Annotated in this window: 22 protein-coding genes and 2 pseudogenes; 9 read left to right on the top strand and 15 right to left on the bottom strand. The window is 72.9% G+C overall.

What is annotated here, in order from left to right; genetic code table 11:
* Positions 1-63: 63 nt before the first annotated feature.
* Positions 64-1,077 (bottom strand): tryptophan--tRNA ligase, encoded by a 1,014-nt coding sequence (gene trpS / locus ABZ854_RS01920; RefSeq protein ID WP_361202655.1) that lies wholly within the window; start codon positions 1,075-1,077, stop codon positions 64-66.
* Positions 1,078-1,336: 259 nt separating this feature from the next.
* Between trpS and ABZ854_RS01915 the strand changes: the two genes are divergently transcribed.
* Entirely contained in the window at positions 1,337-1,879 is a 543-nt protein-coding gene (locus ABZ854_RS01915) for a hypothetical protein (protein WP_361202806.1), read from the top strand.
* Between the two features lie 18 nt (positions 1,880-1,897).
* Here the strand turns inward: ABZ854_RS01915 and ABZ854_RS01910 are convergent, their stop codons facing one another.
* Entirely contained in the window at positions 1,898-3,349 is a 1,452-nt protein-coding gene (locus tag ABZ854_RS01910; RefSeq protein ID WP_361202652.1) for a glycine hydroxymethyltransferase, read from the bottom strand.
* A 238-nt stretch (positions 3,350-3,587) separates the two neighbouring features.
* Between ABZ854_RS01910 and rocD the strand changes: the two genes are divergently transcribed.
* The gene (gene rocD, locus ABZ854_RS01905; protein ID WP_361202649.1) at positions 3,588-4,802 is read left to right on the top strand and encodes an ornithine--oxo-acid transaminase; all 1,215 of its coding nucleotides are present in this window, start codon (positions 3,588-3,590) and stop codon (positions 4,800-4,802) included.
* A gap of 357 nt (positions 4,803-5,159) precedes the next feature.
* On the opposite strand, the gene ABZ854_RS01900 is transcribed toward rocD, so the two are convergent.
* The 3 genes and pseudogenes from ABZ854_RS01900 to ABZ854_RS01890 form a co-directional block, all read right to left on the bottom strand.
* Complete coding sequence (locus tag ABZ854_RS01900; protein ID WP_361202646.1) at positions 5,160-6,077, bottom strand: RNA polymerase sigma-70 factor; 918 nt, start codon at positions 6,075-6,077, stop codon at positions 5,160-5,162.
* Positions 6,074-7,267 carry an FAD-dependent oxidoreductase gene (locus ABZ854_RS01895; RefSeq protein ID WP_361202643.1) on the bottom strand — a complete coding sequence of 398 codons (1,194 nt, stop codon included), beginning with the start codon at positions 7,265-7,267 and terminating at the stop codon, positions 6,074-6,076. Before ABZ854_RS01895 ends, ABZ854_RS01900 begins: the two co-directional genes overlap by 4 nt.
* Before the next feature lie 164 nt (positions 7,268-7,431).
* A pseudogene (locus ABZ854_RS01890) lies at positions 7,432-7,536 on the bottom strand (alpha/beta hydrolase); the annotation flags it as partial.
* A 72-nt stretch (positions 7,537-7,608) separates the two neighbouring features.
* Between ABZ854_RS01890 and ABZ854_RS01885 the strand changes: the two are divergent.
* A pseudogene (locus ABZ854_RS01885) lies at positions 7,609-7,792 on the top strand (IS5/IS1182 family transposase); the annotation flags it as partial.
* Positions 7,793-7,821: 29 nt separating this feature from the next.
* Here the strand turns inward: ABZ854_RS01885 and ABZ854_RS01880 are convergent.
* The 5 genes from ABZ854_RS01880 to ABZ854_RS01860 form a co-directional block, all read right to left on the bottom strand.
* Positions 7,822-10,710, bottom strand: coding sequence for a LuxR family transcriptional regulator (locus ABZ854_RS01880; protein ID WP_361202641.1), 2,889 nt, complete (start codon positions 10,708-10,710; stop codon positions 7,822-7,824).
* A 237-nt stretch (positions 10,711-10,947) separates the two neighbouring features.
* Positions 10,948-13,143, bottom strand: a complete 2,196-nt coding sequence (locus tag ABZ854_RS01875; protein ID WP_361202638.1) for a M4 family metallopeptidase — start codon at positions 13,141-13,143, stop codon at positions 10,948-10,950.
* A gap of 166 nt (positions 13,144-13,309) precedes the next feature.
* Positions 13,310-14,521, bottom strand: coding sequence for a glutathionylspermidine synthase family protein (locus ABZ854_RS01870; protein ID WP_361202635.1), 1,212 nt, complete (start codon positions 14,519-14,521; stop codon positions 13,310-13,312).
* Between the two features lie 15 nt (positions 14,522-14,536).
* Positions 14,537-14,896, bottom strand: a complete 360-nt coding sequence (locus ABZ854_RS01865) for a hypothetical protein (RefSeq protein WP_361202632.1) — start codon at positions 14,894-14,896, stop codon at positions 14,537-14,539.
* Between the two features lie 101 nt (positions 14,897-14,997).
* Complete coding sequence (locus tag ABZ854_RS01860) at positions 14,998-15,984, bottom strand: ferulic acid esterase (RefSeq protein WP_361202629.1); 987 nt, start codon at positions 15,982-15,984, stop codon at positions 14,998-15,000.
* Between the two features lie 153 nt (positions 15,985-16,137).
* Between ABZ854_RS01860 and ABZ854_RS01855 the strand changes: the two genes are divergently transcribed.
* Complete coding sequence (locus ABZ854_RS01855) at positions 16,138-17,004, top strand: DMT family transporter (protein ID WP_361202804.1); 867 nt, start codon at positions 16,138-16,140, stop codon at positions 17,002-17,004.
* A gap of 174 nt (positions 17,005-17,178) precedes the next feature.
* On the opposite strand, the gene ABZ854_RS01850 is transcribed toward ABZ854_RS01855, so the two are convergent.
* Positions 17,179-18,570, bottom strand: a complete 1,392-nt coding sequence (locus ABZ854_RS01850) for a PLP-dependent aminotransferase family protein (protein WP_361202626.1) — start codon at positions 18,568-18,570, stop codon at positions 17,179-17,181.
* Positions 18,571-18,617: 47 nt separating this feature from the next.
* On the opposite strand from ABZ854_RS01850, the gene ABZ854_RS01845 reads away from it, so the two are divergent.
* Positions 18,618-19,115: a carboxymuconolactone decarboxylase family protein gene (locus tag ABZ854_RS01845; protein ID WP_361202623.1), complete on the top strand. Its 498-nt coding sequence runs from the start codon at positions 18,618-18,620 to the stop codon at positions 19,113-19,115.
* The gene (locus ABZ854_RS01840; protein ID WP_361202620.1) at positions 19,112-19,834 is read left to right on the top strand and encodes an isocitrate lyase/phosphoenolpyruvate mutase family protein; all 723 of its coding nucleotides are present in this window, start codon (positions 19,112-19,114) and stop codon (positions 19,832-19,834) included. The genes ABZ854_RS01845 and ABZ854_RS01840 overlap by 4 nt, the downstream gene beginning before the upstream one ends.
* Positions 19,835-19,952: 118 nt before the next feature.
* On the opposite strand, the gene ABZ854_RS01835 is transcribed toward ABZ854_RS01840, so the two are convergent.
* The 3 genes from ABZ854_RS01835 to ABZ854_RS01825 form a co-directional block, all read right to left on the bottom strand.
* Entirely contained in the window at positions 19,953-20,657 is a 705-nt protein-coding gene (locus ABZ854_RS01835) for a chaplin (RefSeq protein ID WP_361202617.1), read from the bottom strand.
* A 128-nt stretch (positions 20,658-20,785) separates the two neighbouring features.
* Positions 20,786-21,061 (bottom strand): hypothetical protein, encoded by a 276-nt coding sequence (locus ABZ854_RS01830; protein ID WP_361202614.1) that lies wholly within the window; start codon positions 21,059-21,061, stop codon positions 20,786-20,788.
* Positions 21,062-21,131: 70 nt separating this feature from the next.
* Positions 21,132-21,935, bottom strand: a complete 804-nt coding sequence (locus ABZ854_RS01825) for a hypothetical protein (protein WP_361202611.1) — start codon at positions 21,933-21,935, stop codon at positions 21,132-21,134.
* 392 nt (positions 21,936-22,327) lie between these two features.
* Between ABZ854_RS01825 and ABZ854_RS01820 the strand changes: the two genes are divergently transcribed.
* From ABZ854_RS01820 to ABZ854_RS01810, 3 genes are all read left to right on the top strand, one after another.
* Positions 22,328-22,813 (top strand): hypothetical protein, encoded by a 486-nt coding sequence (locus tag ABZ854_RS01820; protein ID WP_361202608.1) that lies wholly within the window; start codon positions 22,328-22,330, stop codon positions 22,811-22,813.
* Between the two features lie 208 nt (positions 22,814-23,021).
* On the top strand, positions 23,022-23,315 hold the full coding sequence (locus ABZ854_RS01815; protein ID WP_129307274.1) for a hypothetical protein: 294 nt from the start codon (positions 23,022-23,024) through the stop codon (positions 23,313-23,315).
* 229 nt (positions 23,316-23,544) lie between these two features.
* Positions 23,545-23,826 (top strand): hypothetical protein, encoded by a 282-nt coding sequence (locus tag ABZ854_RS01810; RefSeq protein WP_361202603.1) that lies wholly within the window; start codon positions 23,545-23,547, stop codon positions 23,824-23,826.
* Between the two features lie 107 nt (positions 23,827-23,933).
* Here ABZ854_RS01810 and ABZ854_RS01805 read toward each other — a convergent pair whose 3' ends face one another.
* Entirely contained in the window at positions 23,934-24,278 is a 345-nt protein-coding gene (locus ABZ854_RS01805) for a hypothetical protein (RefSeq protein WP_361202600.1), read from the bottom strand.
* Positions 24,279-24,331: the final 53 nt, after the last annotated feature.

Below are 24,331 nucleotides of genomic sequence, written 5' to 3'. Positions count from 1 at the left end.
GGCCACACCCGCGGTGTCGGCAGGTGCGGCCGAGGTGATGTGCAGCGCTCGGCTCAGCGGGGCTCAGTGCTTGGCCGGCAGGAAGCCCATCCGGTCGTAGGCGTGGGCGAGCGTCTCCGCGGCGACGGCCCGCGCCTTCTCCGCGCCCTTGGCCAGGATGGAGTCGAGCGTCTCGGAGTCGTCCAGGTACTGCTGGGTGCGCTCGCGGAACGGGGTCACGAAGTCGACCATGACCTCGGCGAGGTCGGTCTTCAGGGCGCCGTAGCCCTTGCCCTCGTAGGCGGCCTCCAGGTCGGTGATCGCCCTGCCGGTGAGCGTCGAATAGATCGTCAGGAGGTTGCTGACACCCGGCTTGTGCTCGCGGTCGAAGCGGATCACCGTGTCGGTGTCGGTGACGGCGCTCTTGACCTTCTTCGCGGTGGCCTTCGGCTCGTCCAGCAGGTTGATCAGGCCCTTCGGGGTGGCCGCCGACTTGCTCATCTTGGCGGTCGGGTCCTGAAGGTCGTAGATCTTCGCCGTCTCCTTGAGGATGTACGGGCTCGGCATGACGAAGGTGTCGCCGTAGGTCTGGTTGAACCGGTCGGCGAGGTCGCGGGTCAGCTCCAGGTGCTGGCGCTGGTCCTCACCGACGGGGACCTGGTCGGCCTGGTAGAGCAGGATGTCGGCGACCATCAGCATCGGGTACGTGAACAGGCCGACGGTGGTGCGGTCGTTGCCCTGCTTGACGGACTTGTCCTTGAACTGCGTCATCCGGGACGCCTCGCCGAAACCGGTGATGCAGTTCATCAGCCAGGCGAGCTGGGCGTGCTCCGGCACGTGGCTCTGCGCGAACAGCGTGCACCGCTCGGGGTCCAGGCCGGCCGCGAGCAGCTGGGCGGCGGCGACCCGGGTGTTCTCCCGCAGCTCCTTCGGGTCCTGCGGGACCGTGATCGCGTGCAGGTCGACGACCATGTAGAACGCGTCGTGGGTGTTCTGCAGGTCGACCCACTGGCGGACGGCGCCGAGGTAGTTGCCGAGGTGGAACGAGCCTGCGGTGGGCTGGATTCCGGAGAGCACACGGGGACGATCGTTGGCCATGTTCACCATTCTCTCAGGTTCGGCACCCCGATCCGGAACTGGTCGGGAACAGGTGGGCCGCGATCGGTGCCCGGCGGTGTAACAAGGGAGCAGGGCGGGGCGGCCGGGGCCCCGGAGCGGGAGGGGGCGGTCGGTGGGCGGGCGGGGTGGACGGCTGGTGGGAGCCGTGGCGGCGGCGCTGCTGCTCGGGTGGGCGGGGGCCTTTGCCGCGTGGGCCGAAGCCGGCGGCACGGACGCGCCGGACGTGCCGGACGTGGCGATGGTCGTGGCGGGGGGCACCGGGCGGACGGCGGCGTTCACCGACGGGTCGGCGGACTTCGCGCGGCTCGTGCGGTTGCTGGATCCGGCGTACGCGGGGTCGGAGCGGGTGCCCGAGGCGTGGGCGGAGGGGCGGTACCCGGCGGTGCGGCTGACCGTGGTGTGGGGGCTGAGCGGGGTGGGCGGCTGGCCGCGGACGCGTCGGGCGCCGGGCGGTGATGTGGCCGTGGAGCGGCAGGACCAGTTGTTCCTCGCCGAGGACGGCACCCCGTGGGTGCGCTCGGACCCGGCGCCCGACGTGGAGGACGACGACATCCGCTGGCACCGGGCGTCCCGGGCGGTCTACGACGAACTGGAGCGCACGGGGCTGCTGGGCGGACAGGCCGGGGCTCCGGGCGGGTCCGGTGGCGGGGCCGGGTGGTGGTGGGCCGGCGCGGGGCTCGGCGCCGGGGTGGGCGGCACGCTGCTGGTGCGCCGCGCGGCGGCCCGGCGTGAGGCCGGGCCGCCGCGTGGGGAGCCGCGTCAGGAGCTGATCGATCTGTGAGCCGGCGACCGGGCCGGCTCAGCCGAGGTCGATCTCCGGGTACAGCGGGAAGCCGGCGACCAGGTCGGTCGCGCGGTGGGAGATCTCGTCGGCGATCTTCGGGTCGAGGACGTGGGCCGCCTTGGAGGGGGCGCCGGACTTGGTGGTGCCGGGCTCGGTGGTCGTCAGGACGCGGTCGATGAGGCCGGCGACCTCGTCCATCTCGGCGGCGCCGAGACCCCGGGTGGTCAGGGCGGGCGTGCCGATACGGATGCCGGAGGTGTACCAGGCGCCGTTCGGGTCGGCCGGGATCGCGTTGCGGTTGGTGACGATGCCGGACTCCAGGAGGGCGGCCTCGGCCTGGCGGCCGGTGACGCCGTAGGAGCCGGCGACGTCGATCAGGTTGAGGTGGTTGTCCGTGCCGCCGGTGACCAGGGTGGCGCCGCGCTTCATCAGGCCCTCGGCCAGGGCGCGCGAGTTGTCGACGACGCGCTGGGCGTAGTCCTGGAAGGCGGGCTGCCGGGCCTCGGCGAGGGCGACGGCCTTGGCGGCCATGACGTGCGGCAGCGGGCCGCCGAGGACCATCGGGCAGCCGCGGTCGACCTGGTCCTTGAGGGAGTCGTCGCACAGGACCATGCCGCCGCGCGGGCCGCGCAGCGACTTGTGGGTGGTCGTCGTCACGATCTGGGCGTGCGGGACCGGGTCGAAGTCTCCGGTGAGGACCTTGCCGGCGACGAGACCGGCGAAGTGGGCCATGTCGACCATGAGGGTCGCGCCGACCTCGTCGGCGATCTCGCGCATGATCCGGAAGTTCACCAGCCGGGGGTAGGCCGAGTAGCCGGCGACGATGATCAGCGGCTTGAACTCTCGGGCCTGGGCGCGCAGGGCCTCGTAGTCGATGAGGCCGGTGGCGGGGTCGGTGCCGTAGGAGCGCTGGTCGAACATCTTGCCGGAGATGTTCGGGCGGAAGCCGTGGGTGAGGTGGCCGCCGGCGTCCAGGGACATGCCGAGCATCCGCTGGTTGCCGAAGGCCTGGCGCAGCTCGGCCCAGTCGGCGTCGGTGAGGTCGTTGATCTGGCGGGCGCCGGTCTTCTCCAGGAAGGGGACCTCGACGCGGGCGCCGAGGACGGCCCAGAACGCGACGAGGTTGGCGTCGATGCCGGAGTGCGGCTGGACGTAGGCGTGCCGGGCGCCGAAGAGTTCCTTCGCGTGCTCGGCGGCCAGCGCCTCGACCGTGTCGACGTTGCGGCAGCCGGCGTAGAAGCGGCGGCCGATGGTGCCCTCGGCGTACTTGTCGCTGAACCAGTTGCCCATGGTGAGCAGGGTGGCCGGGGAGGCGTAGTTCTCGGAGGCGATCAGCTTGAGCATCTCGCGCTGGTCGTGGACCTCCTGGCCGATCGCGTCGGCGACCCGGGGCTCCACGGCGCGGATCACGTCGAGGGCGGCGCGGAAGGCGGTGGACTCGGTGGAGAGGGGCTGCTGCTCTGACATGGCGCTCGGCCTCCGGCTGGCGTGCTTGCTGCGGTCACGGTTCACGGTTCGGCCCAGGCGCACGGCACTCGCTGCTACGAAGCCGCTCCCCGATGGTCGGTCCCATCCCAGCGCGCCAGTCACGGCCCGCCGCCAGCCTATACGGCACGCCGGGCCGTCGGGCGGCCGCGTCCACCAGGCGGGCGGGATGAGGGGGTAAGCAGGGGGTGCCGTTCGTCCGCCGTTCCCGGGAGCCGCTGTGACCGCCACGGAAGCACTGATCGCCGCCGCCGACGCGCACGGCGCGCCCACGTACCACCCGCTGCCGGTGGTGATCGCCACGGCGGAGGGCGCGTGGATGACGGATGTGGAGGGGCGGCGCTACCTGGACTTCCTCGCGGGCTACTCGGCGCTGAACTTCGGGCACGGCAACCGGCGGCTGCTTCAGGCGGCGAGGGCGCAGCTGGAGCGGGTGACGCTGACCTCGCGGGCGTTCCACCACGACCGGTTCGGGGCGTTCTGCGCCGAGCTGGCGGAGCTGTGCGGGATGGAGATGGTGCTGCCGATGAACACCGGCGCGGAGGCGGTGGAGACGGCGGTGAAGACGGCGCGGAAGTGGGGGTACCGGGTGAAGGGGGTGCCCGCGGAGATGGCGAAGATCGTGGTCGCGGGCGGCAACTTCCACGGCCGTACGACGACGGTGATCAGCTTCTCCACCGACGCGGAGGCCCGCGCGGACTACGGGCCGTACACGCCGGGGTTCGAGATCGTGCCGTACGGGGACCTGACGGCGATGCGGGCGGCGGTCACGGAGAACACGGTGGCCGTGCTGCTGGAGCCGATCCAGGGCGAGTCGGGGGTGATCGTGCCGCCGGCGGGCTATCTGGCCGGGGTGCGGGAGCTGACCCGGGAGCGGAACGTGCTGTTCGTCGCCGACGAGATCCAGTCGGGGCTCGGCCGCACGGGGCGGACCTTCGCGTGCGAGCACGAGGGGGTCGTACCGGACGTGTACGTGCTGGGAAAGGCGCTCGGGGGCGGGATCGTGCCGGTGTCGGCGGTGGTGTCGAGCGCCGAGGTGCTGCGGGTGTTCCGGCCCGGTGAGCACGGGTCGACGTTCGGCGGGAATCCCCTGGCCTGCGCGGTGGCGCTGGAGGTGATCGCGATGCTGCGCTCCGGCGAGATCCAGGAGCGGGCGGCCCGGCTCGGCGAGCGTCTGCACGGGTCGCTGGCGGCGCTGGCCGGCACCGGCAGGGTGACGGCGGTGCGGGGGCGGGGCCTGTGGGCGGGGGTGGACGTCCATCCGGCGTACGGCACCGGCCGCGAGGTGTCCGAGCGGCTGATGGACCGTGGCGTCCTGGTCAAGGACACCCACGGCGCGACGATCCGCATCGCCCCGCCGCTGATCGTCTCGGAGGAGGACCTCGACCGGGGGCTGGCGGAGATCGGACGGGTGCTCGGTGGTGACGGGGCTTAGGGCCTGTCCGGCGGATCTTCGTGGAGCAGCCCGCGGCGTCTGCTGCGTGCTCTCGGCGTGCGCCCGGATCGCCCTCGTACTGGACGTACTCGGGTGATTCGGGCGTGCGGCGAGAGGGCGTGCCAGTCGTCGCGGGCCCACGAAGATCCGCCGGACAGGTCCTAGTGGTCTCCCCGGCCGCGCCTGCCGTCCCCGCCGTGTCGTTGCCGGCGCGCGGCCCGCCCGCCCGCGTCGGCAGCGCTCCGCCGGAGGGTCGTGGTCACCGGGTTGTTCGGCGGTGGCCGCTCGAAGGCCGAAGTCCGACCTGGCGCCGGCACCGACCGGCAGCTGCCGGGCCGTCCGCAACGACGGTGCTCCTCAGGCGAGTTCGTGTCGGGTGCCGTCGGCGACGGCGTGGAGCTTGTCGGGGTTGGCCACATTGTGGATGGCCGAGATGCGCCCGTCCGGGTCGAAGTCGAAGGTCATCGTGGCGACTACGCGGTCCGGGCCGCGGAAGACCACCCCCGGGCCGCCGTTGATCCAGGTGAGTTCCGCCCGCATCTGCCCGGGCTCGATGCCCTGGTAGGTCGCGGTGCCGAGTGCGGCGAACCAACCGGCGACAGTCTCCAGGCCGACGACCGGCTTGAGAGCCTGACGGACCTTGCCGCCGCCATCGGTCCACAGCGTCACGTCCGGGGAGAGCAGCTCCATCAGGGTGTTGATGTCGCCGCCCGTCGCCGCCGCGAAGAACCGCTCGGTGACGTCGCGTTGGCGGGCGCGGTCCGCGGTGAAACGGGGCCGACGGGCCTGTACGTGTTCGCGGGCGCGATGCGCCGCCTGCCGGACCGCCGGCTCCGAGCGTTCCACCGCCTGGGCGATCTCCGCGTAACTGAAGGCGAAGACCTCCTTCAGCACGAAGACCGCGCGCTCCAGGGGGCTCAGCGTCTCCAGGACCACCAGCAGCGCCATGGAGACCGAGTCCGCCATGGCGGCGCCGTCGGCGGTGTCCGGGCCGGTGAGGATCGGCTCGGGCAACCATGGCCCGACGTAGGTCTCGCGCTGGTGGCGCGTCGAGCGGAGCCGTTCCATCGCCAGGTTGGAAACGATCCGGGTGAGATATGCCTTGGGGTCGACGACCTGGGAACGGTCGGCCGCCGACCACTTGAACCAGGCGTCCTGGACCAGGTCCTCGGCGTCGGCGGCGGTGCCGAGGATTCGGTAGGCCACGGAGAAGAGCAGGGTGCCGTACTGCTGGAAGGCGAGCTGGTCGGGGCCGGCCTGCTGCGGCTGGGTCACTTGGCGCTCCTGATCCGGGTGTAGCGGCCGCCGTGCGGCCAGAACGCGCCCGAGGCGGGCATCTTCTTCATGCGGACGAAAGTCGCCCACGGCGCGGCGGAGACCGTCTCCTTGTACTTCGCGGCCCGCTTGCCGGTCAGTACGATCCGGCGCGGGCTGTCGTCGGGATGGGTGAACTGCACGACGCCATCGTTTCGGCCCAGGCTGACGGGTGTGTGGTAGTAGCCGAAGCGGAAGGGCTTGGGCTCCTTGCCGGCCCGCACCCGCAGGATGGAGAGGGCCGCGTGCACGCCGGTGGGCATGCCGCTCTGGCAGGTCCCGTGCATCACGCCGTAACCCTGGTAGATCGCCGCCGCGTCGCCCACAGCGTAGACGTCCGGGTGGGAGACCGAGCGCAGCGCGCTGTCGGTGACCACACGGCCGCGCTCGTCGACGGTCAGGCCCGCGGCGGCGGCCAGCGGTGAGACGCGGGTACCGCTGGTCCACAGAACCGCGGCCGCCGGGATGCTGGAGCCGTCCGCGAGTTCGACGCTGCCCGGCAGCACCTTGACCACGTCGACGCCACTGCGCACCCGCACACCGAGCCGGGCGAGCACCGCATCCAGGTGGGCCTTGGCCTTCGGATGCATGCTCGCGCCCGGCTCCTGCCGGCCCAGCAGCACCACCTGGAGTTCCGGGAGCCGCTCGGCGATCTCCGCCGCGGCCTCGACGCCGGTCAGGCCGCTGCCGCCCACCACGACGGTCCCGCCGCCCGACCGGGTCAGCCGTTCGGCGAGGAGGACGGCGTCCTCCGGGCTGTCGAGGGTGTAGGCGTGGTCGTCCACGCCGGGGACGGCGGCGGTGTCCGCGATGCTGCCCAGACCGTAGACCAGGGTGTCGTAGTGCAGGACCCGGTCGTCGTCGATCCGGACGGTCTTCGCCCCGGCGTCCACGGCCGTGACCCAGCCGCGGACGAAGGAGGCGCCGGTGCCGTCCAGCAGCTCCGGGATGTACCTCTCGGCCGTCTCCTGGCCGGTGGCGGTCATGTGCAGGCGGAGCCGCTCGGTGAAGGTGTCGTAGGGGTTGACCAGCGTCACACGCGGTGTCCCCCGCTTCCCTGCGCGGGCCGCGAGCTGGATCGCGGCGGAGAGCCCCGCGTAGCCGGCGCCCAGGACCAGGACCTCGTGCTGCTGTGCCGCTGTCGCGTTCATCGCTCTGCCATCTCCATCGTGTCGGTCTTTCCCGCCGTGCGGACGACCACCAGACGCGAGCTGCCCTTCCGTTCGTGACATGGAGCCGATGTAACCCGCGTCACACCAGGAAGGGGGACGGGCGGCCGCGGCGACAGCCCCCCTGAGAACCGCGACGCGGTAGGCCGGCCCGCGCTGTCGGCCTCGAACCGCTTGCCCGAGTTCACGTGCGGGGACGTCTCCGTCGAGGCGAAGGCGTCGAACAGCGCGAGACCTTCCTCGCGCGCGATTCGGGGTGTTCGGTGGTCCGCGGCCGTGGGTGGTCGATCGGGCGGCTGGTGCCGGACGAGTTGTGGGAGTTGTTCCGCCGCTTCGGCGAGTGGAGTCAGGCCCGGGTGCGGGTGAAGCCGTACCGCCTGGTCCTGGACGAACTCGGGGCCCGGTCCGACCCGGACTGGTCGCGGGGCGCAGTCCGCTCGGTGAACCCGCGGGCCCTGGAAGGGGGGCCTGACGGCTCCGTATCCCGCGGCCAGGGGCAGGAAGGGGCCGCCGACCCGGCCGGATGAGATGGCGTCTCAGCCGGTCGGGCGGGTCATGAGGGTGCGGGTGAGTTCGACGCGGGACTTGACGCCGAGTTTGCGGTAGGCGCGGGTGAGGGCCGCCTCGACGGTCTTGACGCTGAGCATCAGGCCCGTGGCGATCTCGCGGTTGGTGGCGCCCTGGGCGACGCGGGCGGCGACGCTGCGTTCGGTGGCGCTGAGGCCCTCGGACCAGGAGCCGGAGCCGGTCTCGGGGAGGCGGAGCGGGTCGTCGGCGCCGGACCTGTCGCGTTCGGCGCGGGTCACGGAGATCCAGGTGCGGGCGCCGGCCTTGGTGAAGATGCGCAGCGCGTCGGCGAAGGCCGCGTGCGCGGCGACCTCGTCGCCGAGGCTGCGGCGGACCCTGCCGAGGGCCACGCGGGCGCGGGCCTCCTCCAGGGGGTACCCGGCGGCGCGCAGCCGGGCCGCGGCGTCCTCGAACCCGGCGGCGGCCCGGCCGGGTTCGCCGCGGGCCTCGCTGACGACGGCCGCGGCGCGGGCGAGGGTGGCGAGGACGCCGGGGCGGCCGAGCCGTTCGGCCTGGCCGCGGGCGCGGGCGATGACGGCTTCGGCCTCGTCGGTGGCGCCGCTGCCGGCGAGGGCTTCGGCGAGGTCGGCGTGCCAGCGCCGGGTCGCCGGGTCCTGCTGGCCCTGCGCGGTCTCCGACTCGGCTGCCTGGCGGAGTAGTTCGGCGGCCTGGTGGGCCTGTCCGCCGAACAGCCGGATGCGGCCCTCGGCGTGCAGGGCGCGGGGCAGGAAGAGCCGGTCGTCGTCGTCCTCGCTGTGCCGGCGGGCGGCCTCGGCGGCCGCGAGGGCCTGGCCGAGGGTGCCGCCCGCGGTCTCGGCGAGGGAGACGCCGTACCAGGAGGGCCCCTGGCTGAGTCCGGCCTGTTCGGCGATACGCAGGCTCTGCCGGGCGATGGTGAGGGCCGGGCGGCAGCGGCCGCGCCAGATCTCGACCTGGGCGAGGCCGAGCAGGCACTGGCTGAGGCTGTCGGCGGAGCCGCGCTGCCGCAACCGGTAGACGAGGGTACGGAGTTCGGCTCTCGCCTCGTCGAGTTCGTCATGGACGAGGTGGAAGCGGTGCTTGAGGTAGAGGGGGCCGTTGTGGTGGGCCATGGCGTGGGCGTCGTGCGGTGCGCTGAGGGCGGCGGCCAGGGTGGTCTCGGCCTCGGGCAGGCCGAGGAAGAGTTCGAGGGCGGCCTGCTGGGTGAGTGCCATGAGTTCGGTGCGGCGGTCGCCGGTGCGGGCGGCGAGCGCGGCGGCGCGGACGGCGTGCCCGTGGGCGCGGGCGGCGGAGCCGCCGACCATCCATTCACGCCAGCTCATCCGGTAGTGCAGCGGGGCGAGCAGCGCGGGGTCGCGGCCGGCGTCGCGGACGGCCTCGTGGAAGACGGTGGAGATCTCGGCCATGGCCTGGCCGCAGGAGTCGATGACGATGTTCCAGGCGCGGACCCGGTCGGCTGGCCGGTCGGCGTCGCCGAGGACCTCGTGGGCGAGTTGGCGAGCGAAGTCGAAGTCCCCGGCGTCGAGTCCGTCCTCGGCGGCGGTGAGCCGACGGTCGGTGTCGGCGTGGCTCTCGCCGACGGGCGTGTGGTCGGCGGCGAGACGCCCGAGGCGGGCGGCGGTGCCGGGGGCGCCGCGGCGCCGGGCGGCGGTGGCGGCGTCGGCGAGGCGGGCCGCCACGGCGGGGTCGGGGCCGGCGGTGAGGCGGGCGAGGTGGTGGGCGCGTTCGACGGGGTCGGTGGCGGCGTCGGCCAGTGCGCGGTGGGCGTCCATGAGCTGGTCGTAGGGGGTGTCGGCGTGCAGGACCAGCGGGGTCAGCGGGTCCGGGAACCGCAGGACGCCGTGGTCGCCGGTCTGCAGCAGTCCGCGTCGTACGCAGGTGTCGACGTCGGCCGGGGCCTGCCGGCAGCCGGCCCGTCGCAGCAGGTCGACGGTGGGGCGGGCGGCGGCCGCGGCGGTGAGCAGGGTCCGGCGGGCGCCGGCGGGGAGGGCGGCGACGCGGTCGAGGACGGGGCGGCGCAGGGAGTCGGGTACGGGGAGGGGGTCCTCGGCGTGGGGCGGGTCGGCGCCCTCGGTGCGGACGCGTTCGTCGAGCGCGGCGCCGAGTTCCAGCGCGGTGCGCGGGTTGCCGCCGCTCGCCTGGTGCAGGCGGGCGATCAGGGGGCGGGGCCATGTGGGCTGGTCGTGGGCTTCCAGGAGGTCGGCGATCTCGTGGGCGGTCAGCGGGGGCACGGGCACGCGGCGTACAGGCTGCGGGCACAGGTCCTGCGGCTGGACGGAGCCGGCGTACGGCTCCTCGTGCCCGGGGACGCCGGTGTGCAGTGCGGCCAGGACGGCGGGGCCGGGGCCCGGTCCGCCGTGCGCGGCGAGGAACCGCAGGACGCCGGCGGTGGGCGGGTCGAGCCACTGGGCGTCGTCGACGACGAGCAGGACCGGGTGGTCGGCGGCCAGCAGGGCGAGGGTCTTGCGGACGGCAATCCGCAGGACGAGCGCGTCACGCCCGCCGAGCGACGCGGTGGCCGGGGTCGGTTGTGGGGTGCTGCGGAGCAGGGCCGATTCGAGTACGGCCCGCTCGTACGGGGCGAGACCGGCGAGGGTGTCGTCGCCGACGGGGGTGAGCAGGTCGATGAGGCCGAGGAAGGGGGTGTCGCGGTCGGCCGGGGAGGGTGAGCAGCGCAGGACCCGGTGGCCGCGGGCGGCGAGGTCGGCGGCGAGCCGGGAGACGAGGGTGGTCCTGCCGATGCCGGGCGGCCCGGTGAGGAGGACTCCGCCGTGGCCGGTCAGGTGGGCGCGCGCGGTGTCGTGCAGGGCGCCGTGGCCGACGACGGGCGGTGCGGGAGGCTCGGCGCGCTGCGCCGGCAGCGTGGACGGCTCGGTCATCGCAGGCCCCCTCGGACACGGCCTCGTGCCCGCCTGGACACGGCCTCGTGCACCCCGCGGGTCCCGGTCGTGAACCCGCCCCGGCACGGCTCTGCCGCGCCGAATGTAGGACCGCCCCCGGGGAAAGGTCAAGACCAATCGCGGGGGCGGCCGGGAGGCTGCCGGGCAGGCCGGCCGGGCCGTCGGCGGGGAGGTCAACGGCCCGGTCGTACCTGGGTGTTGCGGGTTTTCAGGTGGTCAGCAGGCCCCCTCGTCGCTCCAGACGGCCCAGGAGCCGGGCGCGTCCGGTTCGGCGCCGGTGGAGTACCAGGTGGAGGACCACTTGTGGCCGTTGTACGACACCTCGTCACCGGGCACGTACGCGGTGCTCGCGCTCCAGGCCGGCAGGTTGCCGCAGCCCTGGGGCGGGGTGCCGCTGCCGTTGACGGTCCAGGTGAAGGAGGCCGTACCGGTGGCGCCGTCGGTGTTCTTCGCGGTGACGGTCACGGACGAGGTGCCCTCGGCGGTCGGGGTGCCCGTGATCCGGCCGGTGGAGGAGCTGATGGACAGCCCGGCGGGCAGGCCGGTCGCGCTGTAGCTCAGCGACTCGCCGCCGGGGTCGCTCGCCTGGATCTGCAGGGAGACGGCGGTGCCGACGGCGGAGGTCTGGTTGCCGGGACTGGTCACCGTCGGGGAGCCGCCCGGCTGGGTGCCGCAGGTGCCGGGGACCGGGTCGTTGCCGGTGACGCTGACGGCCGCCCAGGCGGCGTTCACCGTGTTGTACTCGGTGCAGTGCGCGCCGTACAGGTCGGCGGCGGCGCGCAGCGAGTCGATGCGGGCCTGGTGGTAGTTCTCGCTGCTGTTGGCGTAGGACGCGAGGGCCTTGTACCAGATCTTGGCGGCTTTGTCGTTGCCGATGCCGTTGACGGTGGAGTTGTCGCAGGTCGGGCTGTTGCCGTAGCCGTGGTTGCCGCTGCCGACGGCCAGCAGGAAGAACCAGTGGTTCAGCGGGCCCATCGAGTAGTGCGGGTCGAGGCTGCCGTTGCCGCTGTTCCAGCAGTTGGGCGAACTGCCGTCCAACGAGGGGTTGTACATGTAGCGCAGCGGACGGTTGTCGCCGCTGATGTTGATGAGTTCGCCCATGGTGTAGTCGGGGGTGTCGACCGGGTTGTTCGCGTAGAACTCGACCATGGTGCCGAAGATGTCGCTGGTGCCCTCGTTCATGCCGCCGGTCTCGCCGGTCTCGTCCCAGCCGGTGAGCGCGCCGCTGACACCGTGGCTCATCTCGTGCCCGGCGACGTCGAGTTCGACGAGCGGCCGGGCGTTGCCCTGGCCGTCGCCGTAGGTCATCTGGGAGCCGTCCCAGAAGGCGTTGACGTAGGCGTTGCCGTAGTGGGTGCGGGAGGGCACGCCCCGGCCGTCGCCGAAGATGCCGTTGCGGCCCTGGACGTTCTTGTAGTAGTCGAACGTCATGGCCGCGCCGTAGTGGGCGTCGACACCGGCGGACGCGGGGTCGCTGGTGGAGCCGTTGCCGAAGGTGCCGGTGGAGCTGGTGAAGACGGAACCGGTGCCGCTGGTGGCGTGGTTGAGGTTGGTGGTGTAGCCGTTGCCGTGCGCGGGGTCCTGCATGGAGTAGCCGCCGCCGGACTGGGTGACGTCGAGGGAGACCCGGCCGCTGTAGAGGGACTGGCCGTTGGCGGCGACGGACGGGGTGACGGCCTTCGGGGCGGCGGCCGGACCATCGGCGTGCCCGGCTCCCTCCGGTACGAAGGTGTCGATGTCGTCGCTGGTCCGCACGACCTTGCCGCTCTTGGCGTCCACGAGGACGTGCAGCCTGCTGGGTGTCTGGTCGGGCCGTACGCCGCTGACGACGGTCTCCCAGACCAGGGTGGCGCGGGTGCCGTTCATCTGGACGGCGAGGTGCGAGCCGGAGACGGACTTGATGTGCCCGTGGAAGGCGGCCTTGGCGGCCTCGGCGGCGCGGGAGGCGGGGAGTCCGGGCTTGGTGGACACGGCCCCGGTCGTCCGGGAGCCGGTGGCGAGCGAGTCGTACGTGCCGTCCTTCTTGAGGTGCACGACGACGTCGCCGCCGTAGGTCGGCAGGCCCTTGTACGTCCGGTCGAAGCGGACGGAGGCGGAGCCGTCGTGGTCGACGACCATGTTGCGCACGGAGAAGGTGTCGCCGGCCGCCTGGTGGGCGGCGTGGGAGTGGTCGGCGAGGGCCTTCCTCGCGTGGTCCACGACCCGGTCGCGGACGGCGGCCGACGGGTGGGTGGTGAAGGTGGCCTTGGCGAAGGCGTCGGGGCCGGCCGCCGGGGCGGGCCGGGCGTGCGGGTGGGCGTGCGGGTGGGCGTGCGGTGCCGGGGCCGCTGTCGCGGCGGGCAGGGCGATGGCGGATGCGGATACGCAGGCCAGGGTGACTGTCAGGAGTCTCGCGGCTCTTCGTATGTACATACGGCGGGAGTTCCTTTCGCCTCATGCGGGGGTGAGCCGGCGCCGCTCGTGGGTGGGGAGCGGCGCCGACGCATGAGTCTGGGGAATCCGCGCGCACGGCTGCCAGGCACTGCGCGAAGTGTGAGGGGTTTCCCTGTCGGCCCGTTGGCGATGCGGAGCTGTGGGTCTACAGGATCACGTGGGGCAGGAAGCGGGCGTACTCGTCGGTGATCAGGCCGCTGGACTCGCGGATGCCGAGGCCGGCGGACTCGTTACCGACGACCCAGGCGCCGAGCAGGACGTGGTTGCCGTCGAAGGCGGGAAGCGGCGCCAACTGCTGGTAGCAGCAGGGCTCTTCGCGTACGGCACCGGGTGCGGCGGAGTCACGTGCCTCGCCGGCCTCGCCGGGCTCGTGCACGGTGATCCCGGCGCCCTCCCGGCCGAGCAGCGGCTTGGCGACGTAGCCGGTGGTCCCGGCGAGTTCGCGGGGGCCGTCGAGGTAGGCGGGGAGGAGGTTCGGGTGGCCGGGGTACAGCTCCCAGAGGACGGCCAGCAGGGCCTTGTTGCTCAGCAGCATCTTCCAGGCGGGCTCGATCCACAGGGTGCTGCCGGTGCCGCCGCCGTTGTCCAGGGTGTCCAGGACGTGGCCGGCGAACTCGTCGGTGGTGAGCCACTCCCACGGGTACAGCTTGAACAGCGCTCGTATGAACCGCAGTCGGTTGTCCACGAAGCGGCCGGAGAGGCTGTCCCAGCCGATCTCCTCCATGGCGAGCCAGTCGGTGTCGAGGCCGGCCTGTTCGGCGGTCTCCTTCAGATAGCCGACCGTCATCAGGTCCTCGCCGAGTTCGTCGGCCGAGGAGTGCGCGAAGTGCAGTGGGCTGCCGGGCGGGAGCAGCGCGGCCTGTGCGCGCCAGGCGTCGACGAGGCGCTCGTGCAGGGAGTTCCACTGGTCGGCGCCGGGGAAGCGGTCCTCCATCCAGAACCACTGCGGTGAGGCCGCCTCGACGAGCGAGGTGGGGGTGTCGGCGTTGTACTCCAGGAGCTTCGCCGGGCCGGTGCCGTCGTAGCGGAGGTCGAAACGGCCGTACAGGGACGGCAGTTCGGCGCGGCGGTGCCAGGCCTCGGTGACCGCGTCCGCCACCCGCGGGTCGGTGATGCCGAGGTCGGCGAGGCGGTCCTCGGCGACGAGGTGGCCGGCCGCCGCGAGGCACATGGCGTGCAGTTCCTCGACGGTCTCCTCCAGTGCCTCGACCTCGGGGAGCGAGAAGACGTAGTAGGCGCTCTCGTCCCAGTACGGGCGGAGGGTGCCGTCGGGGTGACGGGTGAGCGGGTAGACGAGCCCCTGCTCCTCGACGGTCTGCTGCCAGCCGGGGCGGGGGGTGATCGTACGGCGTTCCATGCGGGCGTGGCCGGTTCAGCCGCCGGAGCTGCCGTGGCCGCCGCCGAAGCCGCCGCGCTTGACGGAGCCGTGGTAGCCGCTGCCGTGCCCGCCCGAGGAACCGCCGGAGTTCTTGCGGGGCTTGGTGAAGGAGCCGCCCGAGACCCAGGAGCCGTCCTTGTCGCCGCCGTAGTACCAGGAGCCGTTGACGGCCGCCTTGACGGACTTGCAGTTCTTGTCGGCGACGACCTTGTAGCCCTTGCCGTAGTGGTAGCTGTCCCGGTCGACGCAGCGCTTGTCGGGCTGCGAGGAGCAGGCGGTGAGGGCGGCGGCGAGCAGGCCCATGCTGCCGAGCACGACCGCCCCCGAACGCAGTTGCCGGCGTGCGTTTGCCATGGTGAAGCTGTCCCCCGTCGAACGGCGTACTGATTGCTGTGCCGGGAGCCTAGTGCCTCGGCGGGCGGCGCCGTCCGGCGGGGGCCGGTGCCTTCGGTGCCTCAGCTTCCGGCGCGCGACCGCAACGGGTGGTGGCGCATGAACTGCCACATGACCGGGGTGGCGTCGAGCACGGCCGGCTGGTCGGAGTCGAGGTTGGGGCTGGTGCTCGGCCAGTCGTGGGCCAGGCCTGCGACGCGGTAGTGGACGAGGGCGCCGCGGCCGTCGCAGTGCCGCCAGGTGCGCACGGTCACGCCGTCAGCGCGGTCCCTGTCCCGGGACGCGGGCGCGCACCCGGCGAGCGCGGCCCGGCCGGCCAGCCAGTCCGGCACGGCCGGCAGCCCCTTCGCGGGGTTCCCGTCGTACGGGATGGTGGTGTCGGCGAGGCCGTGGAAGTCCAGCACGGGGGCGGGGGCGCCGGGTTCGCACGGTCCGGACTGCGGATAGAAGGCACCGGAGGCGATGCTGAACGACGCGATGCGTTCCGGCATCCGGCAGGCGAGCAGCGCGGTGAAGCCGCCGCCGTTGGACTTGCCGGCGGCGTGCACCCGGGTCTCGTCCACGCACAGGTTCCGCTCCAGGGCGGTGATCAGGTCGCCGGCGAAGCGCACGTCGTCCACGCCGGGCGCCGAGTACGGGGCGCCCTGCCAGGACGGCTTGCCCTTCTCGGTGCCGGGGACGCCCTGCGGGTACACGGCGATGGCGTCGACCGCGTCGAAGCCGGTCAGCTCCTCCATGTAGGCGGAGGTGCGGCCCTGGCCGTGGAAGGCGAGGACGACGGGCAGCGGGCGGCCCGTGCGGTAGCCGGCCGGCAGGTGCACGCGGTACCGGCGCTCGATGCCGCCGGAGACCAGGGTGTGGTCGGCGGAGGTGCCGGCCGCCTGGCCGGGGTTCTCGCCGCAGCCGGGCGAACGGTGCGACAGAGCGGGACCACCATGCTGGGCGGCCGCCGTCGCCGGCAGGGCCGCCGCGAGCAGCGTGGCCGCGGCGAGGAGGGTGGAACCCAGGGCGCGGCGGACCACCGGACGGCGCGATGACGTCTTCGGCACGTGTACGACTCCTTGTCCTTGGATCACTGGGGAGTTGGGGGTGAGTGGGGGTGGAGTGGCAGTGACTCTCCCCCACCCCGGCGGGGGCGTCACGGTTGCGTGCATTACGTACACGGCGCACCGGGCACCTACAGTCAGCCCGTGCTCTTCGGAATGGTGTGCGCGCTCGGCGCGGCGGTCTGCTTCGGTACGGCGACGGTGTTGCAGGCGGTGGCCGCGCGGGAGGCGGCCACGACGGACGACGGCGGCGGGGACGCCGCGCTCCTTTTGCGCGCACTGCGCCAGTGGCGTTACCTGGCGGGCCTGGCCCTGGACGGCCTCGGCTTCCTGCTCCAGATCGCGGCGCTGCGCTCCCTCCCCATCTACGCGGTGGGCGCGGCCCTGGCGGCGAGCCTCGCGGTGACCGCGGTGGTCGCCGCGCGACTGCTGCGGGTACGGCTGAGCGGGGTGGAGTGGGCCGCGGTGGGGGTCGTCTGCGCGGGCCTGGCGATGCTGGGTCTGGCGTCGGGCGGCGAGGGCGACCGGTCCGGCCCGTCCTGGCTCGGCTACGCGATGCTCGCGGCGGCCGTCGGCGTGCTGCTCCTCGGCGCGGTCGGCGGCCGGCTGTCCGGCCGCACGCGCGCCCTGCTGCTCGGGCTCGGCGCCGGCTTCGGCTTCGGCGTGGTCGAGGTGGCGGTCCGCCTGATCGACTCCCTCCACCCCGTGGACCTGCTCACCAACCCGGCGTCGTACGCCCTGCTGGTGGGCGGCGGCGCCGCCTTCCTCCTGCTCACCTCAGCACTGCAACGGGGCTCGGTGACCACGGCCACCGCCGGCATGGTCATCGGCGAGACGATCGGCCCGGCAGCGGTGGGCGTGATCTGGCTCGGCGACCGGACGCGAGAGGGACTGGGCTGGCTGGCCGTCCTGGGCTTCGCCGTCGCCGTGGCGGGGGCATTGGCGCTGGCCCGCTTCGGCGAGGCCCCGGAGGCGCCGGCCGCCCCGGATGTGCCAGTTGCCTCGGGGGGCGAGGGCGCCTGAGGGGTTGGGGCCCCGGGTGCGTCGGCGAGTGCGGGTCGCCTTCAGCTGATCGCGCAGTTCCCCGCGGCCCTACGGGGGCGCTGGACGGCTGGGTACGTCGACCAGTGCGGAGCGTCTTCCGCTGATCGCGCAGTTCCCCGCCCCTACGGGGGCGTTGGGGTGGTGCGGTGGTGGTCATGGGAGGACTCGGCACAGCGCTTCCAGGGTGGTGGGCCAGGCGCTGTCCGGTGGGGTGGCGTAGCCGACTACCAGGGCGTCGGAGTGGGGGGTGTGGGACTGGGGGTGGCGGTGGAGGGAGAGGCCGTGGAGGGCGAGGCCCTGCCAGGTGGCGGCTTGGACCACTGACTGTTCGGTGCCGGGGGGCAGGCGGAGGACGGCGTGGAGGCCGGCGGCGATGCCCGTCGCCGTGACGGACGGGGCGGTGTCGGCCACGGCCGCCGTGAGGGCGTCCCGGCGGCGGCGGTAGCGCAGGCGGGAGGCGCGGACGTGGCGGTCGTAGGCGCCGGACGTGAGGAACTCGGCCAGGGTGAGCTGGTCCAGGACCCCGCACGTGTCGATGCGGCCCTTCGCCGCGAGCGCCTCCGCGGCCAGGGACGGCGGCAGCACCATCCAGCCCAGGCGCAGGCCCGGCGCGAGGGACTTGCTGGCGGTGCCGAGGTAGACGACCCGGTCGGGGTCCAGGCCCTGGAGGGCGCCGACGGGCTGGCGGTCGTAGCGGAACTCGCCGTCGTAGTCGTCCTCCAGGACCAGTCCGCCGGTGCGCCGCGCCCAGTCGACGACGGCCGCCCGCCGGTCCGGGTGGAGCGGGGTGCCCATGGGGAACTGGTGGGCGGGGGTGAGCAGGACCGCCGCGGCCGTGTCGTCCAACGCGCGGGGGTCCGTGCCCAGTTCGTCGAACGGGAGGGGTGGGGTACTGAGGCCGGCCTCGCGCAGGAGGGACCAGTGGACGTCCAGGCCGTACGACTCGACCGCCACCGTCCGCGCCCCGCGCGCCCGCAGCACCGTGCCGAGGATGCGCAGGGCGTGCGCGAAACCGGCGGTGATCACGATCATCGCGGGGTCGGCGCGGACGCCCCGGGCGCGCGCGAGGTAGCCGGCGAGGGCGGTGCGCAGTTCGGGCCGGCCGCGCGGATCGCCGTAGCCGAGGGCGTGGAAGGGGGCCGTGGCCAGGGCTCGGCGGGCGGCCTTGAGCCACTCGGTGCGGGGGAAGGCCGCCAGGTCGGGGGTGCCCGGGATGAGGTCGAGGGTGGGGCGGGCGGGTTCCCGCTGCCGGGGGGCGCCGGCCTCCGGAGGCACCACGGCCCGCTCGGGCACCCGGGTGCCCGAGCCCTGGCGGGCGGTGAGCCAGCCCTCGGCGACCAGGTCGGCATAGGCCTCGGCGACCGTGTTGCGGGCGATGCCCAGGTCGACGGCGAGGGCGCGGGAGGACGGCAGCCGGGTGCCGGGCGCGAGCCGGCCGGTGCGGACCGCGTCCCGCAGCGCGTCGGTGAGGCCGCGGCGCACCCCGCCCGCGCCGGACGGTTCGAGATGCAGGTCGATACCCAAAGTGGCCCATGATTCCACCATGGGAATGGACCATACCCCTGGGCAGCCTGGCTCGTAGGGTCGAGAGCATGAGCATTGACGAAACGGTCGAATACGCCCCCGAGCACGCCCCCCGCCTGCAGTGGGCCCAGCACGCCCCCGAGGTCTACAAGGCGATGATCAGGCTGGAGGCGGCGGTCAGGAAGGGCCAGGACCCCAAGCTGTACGAGCTGGTGAAGATCCGCGCCTCCCAGCTCAACCACTGCGCCTTCTGCCTGGACATGCACACCAAGGACGCGCTCGCGGCCGGTGAGAGCGTGGAGCGGATCGTGCAGCTCAGCGCGTGGGAGGAGTCCCGGCACTTCTACACCGAGAAGGAACTGGCGGCGATCGAGCTGACCGAGGCGGTGACCGTCCTGACCGACGGCTTCGTGCCGGACGAGGTGTACGAGCGGGCCGCCAAGCTGTTCGACGAGGCCGAGCTGGCCCAGCTGATCGCCGCGATCACGGTGATCAACGCCTGGAACCGGTTCGGCGTGACCACCCGGATGACGCCGGGCCACTACCAGCCGGGGCAGCACGCGTGAGCGAGGTGGACGTCTTCCGCGCGCTGCACCTGGGGCGCGCTCCCGGCGATCCGCTCGTGCTGCCGGGCCCGTGGGACGCGGCCAGTGCCCGTACCTTCGTCGAGGCGGGGTTCCCCGCGCTGGCCACGCCCAGCGCGGGCGTGGCCGCCGCCCTCGGGTACGCGGACGGGTCGACGCCGACCGACGAGATGTTCGCGGCGGTCGCCCGGATCGTACGGGCCGTGGACGTACCGGTGTCGGCGGACGTGGAGGGCGGCTACGGCCTCCCCGCGAAGGAACTCGTCGAGCGGCTGCTGGAGACGGGGGCCGTGGGGTGCAACCTGGAGGACTCGGGTGCGGGGGGCGTCCTGAAGGACCCGCGTGAGCAGGCCGAGTTCCTCGCGGAGGTGCGTGAGGTTGCTGGTGACCGGCTGTTCGTCAACGCCCGTGTCGATGTGTTCGTGCACGGTGACGGGGATGCCGCGGACGCGATCGAGCGGGCTGCGGCCTATGTGGCTGCCGGGGCCGACTGCGTGTATCCGATCCTCGCGCCCGCTGAGGTGCTGCCGGTGCTGCGGGAGGGGATCCCGGGGCCTCTGAACATGCTGGCGCGGGTGGGGGGCGAGGGCCCCGGGCTCGCCGTGCTGGGCGAACTCGGGGCCACTCGGGTTACGTTCGGGCCTGGGCTTCAGCGGGGCGCTCTGGCCGCGTTGAGCGATCTGTGCCGGGGGCTCCGCTGAGGTGCCCTCTGGCGTCGTCCTGCGTCTGCGGCGCCGCTGTGGCTAGTCGCGCCCACGCGGCGGAGCCGCATATGTACACAGCCCCGCGCCCCTTTGGGGCCGCTGCCCTGGCCGGGGCTTACGCCTCGCGGTGGGCGATCCTCGGGCGGAAGCGGCGGTAGAGGACCGCTCCGGCCGTGAGGGAGGCGAGGCTCGCGGCGGCGGGGACCCAGGGGTTGTCCGCTCCGGTGTGGGCGAGCATGGGGCCCGTCCGCTCCCGTACGACGGTGGTCCGGTGAACCTTGGTGGTGTGGTGGGCCCGCGACTTGGTGGGCTGGTCGGCGGGGCCGTTGACGGACTCGTTGCCGAAGACCGGGTTGCCGACGCCCACCGCGTTCACGCTGTTGCCGCTGAGGTTCACGGGCAGGTGGATGGGGAGCTCGAGGCCGTTGCCGGAGAGGATGCCCGGCGAGTCCTCGGTGACACCGGAGGCCGAGGCCCCGCCCGACGTGGAGGAACCGCCGTCCCTGGACGTCGGCGAACCGTGGTGTCCCGACGCCGAGGAGCCGTGGTGCCGGTCCCGCGACGGGCCGTGCTGCCCGGACGCCGAGGACGACTTGTCCCCGCCGGAGTCGCCGCCGCGGTTGGCGCAGCTGTTGCCCATGGCGGGGTTGAGCAGCCCGACCACGTCCACGGTGTTCCCGCACACGTTGACCGGGACGTCCAGCGGCACCTGGACATTGTTGCCGGAGAGCACCCCGGGCGAGCCGTTCGCGGAGCCGTCCGCGGCGGAGTCGGCGTGCGCCGGCCCCGCGACCGCCATCGCACCGGAGGCGACGGCCATCGCGATCAAACTGTTTCGGGTAGCCCGTTTCATGGGTTCCCTGCCCTTCCAGACGTGACGCGGGCACTCACCCGCGCCCAGTCAAACGCAAAAGAAACGAAAAAGTGGTGGTTTGTCAGCCGGTGAGGTCAGAAAGCGCCGTTGTTGCAGCCCATGTCGGAGCCGAGGTGGCTCTGCTGGGCGCCCGGGTTGCCCTCGCCGTTCAGGGCGTTGCCCGCGAGGCCGGTGAGGGCGCCGACGCTGCCGAGGACCTCGATGTTCATGTCGTGCGAGCGGCACTCGGTGCCCTGCGTGACGTCGATGTCGTGGCCCGGCTCTCCGTGGGCGAGGGCGGTGCCGGCGCCGAAGGAGCAGACACTGCCGAGGACGGCGCCCACGAGGACTGCCTTGTGGAGCTTGCGCATTGGTTCTCCGTTGGTCGAGCGGTTGGTCGAAAAGGGGATGCGGGCGGAGCGGGGGGTTGCGGGGCCCCTGTCAGCCGAGTCGGGGCAGGCCCAGCTGGCCGACGGGAGGCGCCGCGATCTGGCCGAGGCCGACCGGGGAGAGCTGCGGCACGCTCGGCTGGCCCAGCACCGGGTTGATGAGCGGGTTCACCTGCGGGTTCAGCTGGGGGTTGACCTGCGGGGTGACCTGCGTCGGACCCGACTGGGGGGCGAGGCCGGGGGGCATGGCCACCTGCGGGGCGACCTGCGGCATGACCTGGGGCACGACCTGCGGGACGACCTGCGCCGGCGCGGCCTGCGGCTGGCCGTAGGCGGGGGCCGGCTGCTGGTACTGCGGGGCCGGCGCCGCCTGCTGCTGCGGGTACGGCGACGTGGTGGCCTGGGCGGTGCCCTGCGAGGAGGCCGAGGCGGCGGCGTACCCGGTCTGCTGCGGGTACTGCGGCGCCGGAGCGTACTGGGGCGCGGGCTGCTGGTACTGCGGCGCGGGGGCCGGCTGCTGGTACTGGGGTGCGGGCTGCTGGTACTGCGGGGCCGGCGCGGGCTGCGGCTGGCCGTAGGCGGGGGCCGGCTGCTGGTACTGCGGCGCGGGCGCGGGCTGCTGGTAGACGGGGGCGGCCGTGGCCCGGGCCGTGCCCTGCGAGGAGCCGGCGGCGTAGGCGGCCTGCTGGGGAGCGGGCGCCGGGGGTGCGGCCAGGGGAGCCGGCTGCTCCGGAGCCGGCGCCGGCACGGGACCGCCATATCCCACGGGGGCGTCGGCCTGGCTGACGCCGGCGCCGATGGCGGACAGACCACTGGCCGCTGCCAGCACGATCGCGGCCTTGTGAAGCTTGCGCATGAAACCCTCGGCCCTTCAGTACCTGAATGAGGAAGTCGACTGGGAGCCGACAGCGTCCGCGTCACTCTCCGCAGGTCCGCGTCCACTGCCCTCTCCCCGCTGAAACGAGGATTGTCCGGCGGGGGTCACGGCCGCCCAAACGTCCATCACCCGTTTGCCACCCTCAAGACGCGTGTCGCCGCCCGTACGGCGTGCGGCAAACGGGTGACCACGGCGCGGCGGCCGTATCCGAGTCCGCGCGGATCTCGTTCCCCCACGGGGCGAGGACGATGGTCCGTCGCGGCCTTTCACTGCCCTTGCCATTCAGGGCCACGGCGACAGCACCACCCGCGCTGCCTCATAAGTCATTTCATCAGTTTCCCCGCACAGGTCAATGAAGGGCCGAGGATTCCATGCGCAAGCTTCAGAAAGTCGCGCTCATCGTCGCAGCAGCCGGTGGTCTGGCCGGAGTTGGCGCCGGCCCCGGCTCCGCCGCCCCCCTGTATCCCGGCACCGCGCCAACTCCCGTCTCGCAGCAGGACGCCCAGGCGGCCTCGGCCACCAACGCGCAGGCGAGCGTGCAGTCGTACGGCACGCCGGCCCCGGAGCAGTCGCGCGGCACCGAGGTCGCCCCGCAGGTCAACCCCCAGCTGAACCCGCAGATCAGCCCCCAGATCTCCTCGCCCGCGCCGGCGCAGCAGACGGCGCAGAACGGGCCCGTCGGCCAGGCCAACCTGTTCCGCCCCTACCAGGAGTGCAGCCCGCAGACCCTGCTCGGCGCCAACGTCCCGGTGGCCCTGCTCGCCGCCGCCGAGACCCGGGGTGTCGACTGCACGCAGGCGAACAGCCAGTCCAACTCCTTCGCCAGCGCACAGTCACAGTCGCAGTACCAGGGCTGACGGCCTCAATTCGCCGTCGTGCACGGGCCTTTCGGTATGCACGGCCGAGAGGCCCGTTCGCTGTGCGATACGACATTGGGGTGTTTTTGACGCGCCGCCGACCGAGCGGCGTGCCGCTGCCCGTTTTTGGCGTATTTCCTACTAATCTCCCGTGTCTGTAAAACATCGATCTGTCACAGATCGCACCACTCACTCCCTCGGAGATGACATGCGCAAGCTTCGCAACGTCGCCGTCCTCGTCGCCACCCTCGGCACGATCGGGCTCGCCAGCGGTACCGCCTACGCCGGCGGCATGGGCGGCGAGCACGGCGGCGACCACGGCGACCGCTTCAACATCACCCAGAGCTCCCAGTGCCGGTCGCACGACCTGAACCTGGACGTGCTCGGCGAGGTCGGCCTGCTGAACGGTGTTCTGGGCAACGCCCTGAACGGCGAGGGCAACCCGGGCGCCCAGGCCACCAACCTCGGTTCGACCATGGGCTGCAACAACAGCGCGTTCTGAGACCTTGTCCGGCGCTGCGGCGCGGGACGGTGAATGGTCCCGGCACCGGGCCGAAGGCCGGGTGCCGGGACCATTTGTGTGCGCCGGAATTGCCGAACCCGTCAAACCCAGTGAAAAACAATCGGTTTCGGCGCGTCGCACGATATTTTCGAGAATTTCGTATCAGCCTTTATGGCACAGCTGGCGATTTCGCAAAAGATCGCACCCACCTCATTTCACCGGAGATCACATGCACAAGCTCCGCACCACCGCCGTTCTCCTGGCCGCGTTCGGAAGCCTCGGCCTCCTGGGCGCCGGAACCGCCTATGCCGGCCAGGGCGGGGGCCACGGTGACGAATTCCAGATCACGCAGAGCAGCACCTGCCGGTCGCACGACAGCAACGTCGACATCCTCGGGGCGGTCGGCATCCTCAACGGCCTGGGCGGCAACCTGCTGAACGGCGAGGGCAACGCGGGTGCGCAGCAGTCGTCCCTGGGTTCGAGCATGGGCTGCAACAACTCGTTCAAGTAGGACGAGCAAGCACGGCACGCAGGGCCGAAGAACGACGGTCCCCGGCGCTCCGACCAGTGGTCGGGACACCGGGGACCGTCGTCTGTGCGGGCGGTCCGCGCGGGTGCTCACCACTCGATGTGCGGCTTCTTGAAGCCCTTGGGCAGCTTGGCCGTGTTGGAGCAGTCGATGTGCTCGCCGACGCTGGTGGAGCCGCCGTCCGTCAGCCGGTCGTCGGGGAACACCACGCGCGGGCGGTCGGACGTGGAGCAGTCCTGCGCCTGCCTGATGACGTGCTTGCCGTCCTTGTCCTGCAGGGTCTCGCTCTTGTGCACACAGACGGTGCCGCCCTGCGCGGTGGTCTCGCAGCCGTCGGCGGACCCGGCGGCGTACGCGTGTCCGGCGCCGACACAGAACGCGGCGAGGCTTCCGACGAGCCCGGTGACCGTGGCGATCTTCCGTGTAGCGAACATGAGTTGTCTTCCTTTGCGGCGTGAGTTGTTTGGGGAGTTCCGTCGGGAGTACG

This window comes from Streptomyces sp. NPDC047028 (genome assembly GCF_040644095.1).
Lineage (GTDB): Bacteria > Actinomycetota > Actinomycetes > Streptomycetales > Streptomycetaceae > Streptomyces.
This window is presented reverse-complemented; position numbering and strand designations above follow the sequence as displayed.